Annotated in this window: 1 pseudogene; it reads left to right on the top strand. The window is 63.5% G+C overall.

Going from position 1 to position 4,008, the window contains the following annotated elements:
• Positions 1 to 4,008 (top strand): annotated as a pseudogene (locus EOD07_RS37785) (hypothetical protein); the annotation flags it as partial.

Genomic DNA, 4,008 nt, shown 5'->3' with positions numbered 1-4,008 from the left:
TCACCAAACTCGCCAACATCAATTTCCTGGGCGTCAACGCCGGCAAGACGATCGGCGACACGCTGGTTGCCTCCAACGCTCTAAATCCGCAGGTCATCATCGACGATATCGTCTATGACTCGGCTGGCAAGCTGACCTTCTATGCGAATGCAATCTCCGGCGACAACGGCCGCATCTGGGGCAATCACGGGCTGGTCGACAGCCAACGCACCTGGGATTCGGTGAAGATCACGAACTCGTCGAAATTCGACCTGGTGATCAACCATATCGACACGCTCGACGGGTCTTCGGTCGTCGACATCAAGGTCGACACCATCTACGGCGATACCGGCAACAATCCAGCCGACAACAACATCTCTCTGAATTCGGACGATCCGACAAAGCGGGCCGACGGCGTAACCCCGGCAACGCCGACCTTCGAATTCGACGTGAACCTGCGGCATCCTCAGACCGACGTGAGGATCATCAACCTCGCAGCGGCCGGCGTGCCTAACAGCGACATACTGCTCTACCGCGGCATCGAGAACACGCTGGGCTTCACCAAGATCGAGAACCAGCGCGGCAACATCTTCGTCGACGAACTCAACCTCGTCGATCAGCAGGCGGCGCTCGCTGGCCTGTACCTGAACACGCATCCGGCCAGCGGGCATCCTTATGACGAAGGCCTGATCCGCACCAACACGCTCGACGTCGACGCATCCGGCAATATAGGTGACCAGAATGCCGCCGGAGGGCAGCCGCGCAAGGCGCTGATGGTCGAACTCATCCGCATCACTCATGCGGTCGACAAGGGCCAGACGCCCACCTTGAAAGAGGTCCATCTTACCGCCGATGCGGGCGGCGATGCGGTGCTCGACATCACATTGCACGACCGCTCCGCCGATCCGGCGCTGTCCTCGCTCGCCGTCACCATCGACCGCATCACGGCCGGCGATGACGTCGACGTGGTCGTCAACGACTCCAGGGCCGGCGACAATCTGTCGAACATCGACGGCGTGCATGTCAGCACGTACTACCCGCTGGTCAACCTCGTCACGACCCAGGCTCGCACGGGCGAATATTTCGACCATTTCAGCCCGGACGTCACCGGCATCTCGCTCTACAACTTCGTGCGCCGCAGCCTCGGCACCGAGTATGACGAGGTGGATTCCACCTATACGTTCACGGCGGTCCGCGCCGGCGATGACATCGACATCGGCCACGTCACGACCACGTCCCTCTACACGGGGGACGAGCCGCGCAGCTACCGGACGACGTCGATCGAAGGCACGCCCTATGGCGCCGACGTTGTCGTCGATACGCCGGACACGACCATCAACTTCATCGTCAACACCGACGTCGCCTGGACCGGGGGGACGCCGCCGGACGGCACGCCGCAAATCTTCCTGACCACCAACGGCAACATCACCGCCACCGAACTCAAAGGCGACATGCTGGTTGGTCATATCCATTCGACGCTGGGCAACGTCATCCTGAGCTCGCCGCAGAAGATCCTCGACGCCGACGGGTTGCCGACCGTCGACGCGACCGCCGTCAACATCACCATGTTCTCGGGGGTGGCCTCGTCCGAACAGGCCGCGACATTCGGCGGCATCGGCCTTGCGACCGACTTCCTGGAAATCAATGTCGACCGCAACAACGGCTTCGGCGTCCTCAACGCCTTCGACAACAATGCCGGTATCGTCTCGCATGGCGGCATCTACCTCGACGAGCTGTTCGGCCCGATGGAGGTCGACACCGTCAGGTCGCTCGCCAATGTCAGCCTGCGCACAGTCGACGGCTCGATCCGCGACGCCCGCAACAACGGGCTCGGCGATGACAACGCCAACGTGTATGGCAATGCTATCGATCTCGACGCCAACGGCGTCGGTGCGAGCATCGGCTCGTCCGGCAACGATCTGGAGATCGACAGTTCGCGCGGTTCGCCCACGCTGACCCTCGACCAGGCTGGCGACGACGTCGCCATGGAAGCGGACGCCAGCATCTATGTGACGGAAACCGACGGGTATCTGCGGCTTCTGCTTGCCCATACCTATACGGGCGACATCCGCATCACGGTGCGCGAATCCGCCAACGCCACGTCGACGGGCGAGGACCTGCAGCTCGTCAAGAGTGGCAGCGCGCAATTCGCGGAGAGCAATTCCAGGCTCCCCGGCCTGCATGTGGACGCCCTGCGTCCGCTGCCGCACGGCCTCATCCTTGCCGAAGCCGGCTCGGTGACGCTGCGCGTCGGCGACGACGTCGAGACGCATGAGAATTCGGCCATCGTCGCCGGCAACCAGATCGACATCTATGGCGACTATGCGGATGCCGATGAGGGCTATGGCACGCACATCCTGCTGCGCGGCCAGATCATAGCCGGCGCGATCATGGTCGTGGCGGGCAACCGCTCGCCGGGGTCGCCTTCCGGTACCTCGGCGTCGCGGCCGATCGGCGCCTGGCGGCCTGACGACAACGCGGCCGGCGTCACCAACGCCGATAGGCTGACCCGCATCTTCGGCAACGCCGACAGTGACTTCTTCCAGTTCGGCGACACGACCGGCTCCGCAGGCGGCACCGCCTGGGGCAGCGCGGGCTACGTCTTCATCGGGTCGAAGACTAGGGTTTATGGCAGCGACGTTACCGCGACCGGCAGCTATGCGACGCCGAATGACCGCAACGACGGCGAGGACAGCTTCAAGGTCTACTTCCTGCAGGATGCAGCCGCCCAGACTTCGCCGGCGATCACGCCGGTGGGCGTCACCTTCACCACCGACCAATATACGACCGGTGCTGCGCTTCCCGCCTATACCTATCAGATGAATGTGCTTGCCGAGCACACGCTGACCCTCGACGGTCAGTCGGACACCGACACCTACGAGGTCTACACGCTGGGCTCGCAGGGCAATCAGCGCAACTACATCATCAACGTGCTCGACACGGGCGAGGAAGATGATGGCGTGGACACGCTTTCGATCTTCGGCCGGGACAGCGCCAACAACGGCGCCGCTTTCCAGACCGACGACATCTTCCTGCTGCGCGCGGCGGCCTACCTGCCGCACGAGACGGTCGACCGGCCGGGCTATGTGGCCCTGGTGCATGGCACGCTCGGCCCGTATCAGGATATCGTTCAGGGTAACGAAGATTCGAAAGAGGTCCAGAGGATCAACTACGACACCGGGCTGAACGGCCGGCTTACCGTGGAAGGTCGCGGCGGCAACGACGCCTTCTTTACCGACGACACGACCGTCATCACCACACTGGACGGCGGCGCGGGCGACGATCAGTTCCAGGTTGGCCAGATATTCGGCGCGCAGCGCGATTCCGCCGATGGCGGGCTGCTGCCGCAGGATGTCTTCCCGAACCTCGTGGCCACGACCCGCGGCTGGCTGTCGGCCGGCTCGTCGTCGCCGATGGTCGCCCAGGGCGGCACCGGCAACGACACTTTCCGCGTCTATTCGAACCAGGCCGAACTGCGCCTGGAAGGCGACGACGACAACGATCTGTTCATCGTCCGCGCCTTCGCGCTGTCGGCGACGACCGACTTCGACTGGAACGGTGACGGAACGATCAACAAGGCCGACCTGGATGCCGGCGTGGCGATCCTGAAGGGGCTGAAGAGCGGCTCGCTCACCTTCGCGCAGCTTTCAAACGGCGCGGCCCTGCAGGCCAAGATCGGCAACGTCTTCGATACCAATGGCGACGGCGGTATCAACTATCTCGACCTGCTGATCACCAGCGATCCGACCGACGACGTCATCGTGCTCGACAGCAAGGGCGTGGCGACGCCCCAGATCGGACTCGGATTCTCGGTTGCCCAGGCGCCGGACATCCGCGCCGGCGGCGGTCAGGACGAGGTCCGCTACAACATCAACGCGCCGGTTTCGGTTGACGGCGGCACGGGCTTCGACAAGCTGGTCATCCTCGGCACCGAATTTGCCGACGACATCGTCATCACGGACAAGGGCATATTCGGCGCCGGCCTCAACGTGCGCTACTCGACCATCGAGGTCGTCGAGGTCGATGGCC

The sequence above is a fragment of the Mesorhizobium sp. M2C.T.Ca.TU.002.02.1.1 genome, from assembly GCF_003997225.1.
The sequence above is the reverse complement of the archived record's forward strand: the minus strand, read 5'-3'. Positions and strand labels throughout refer to the sequence as shown.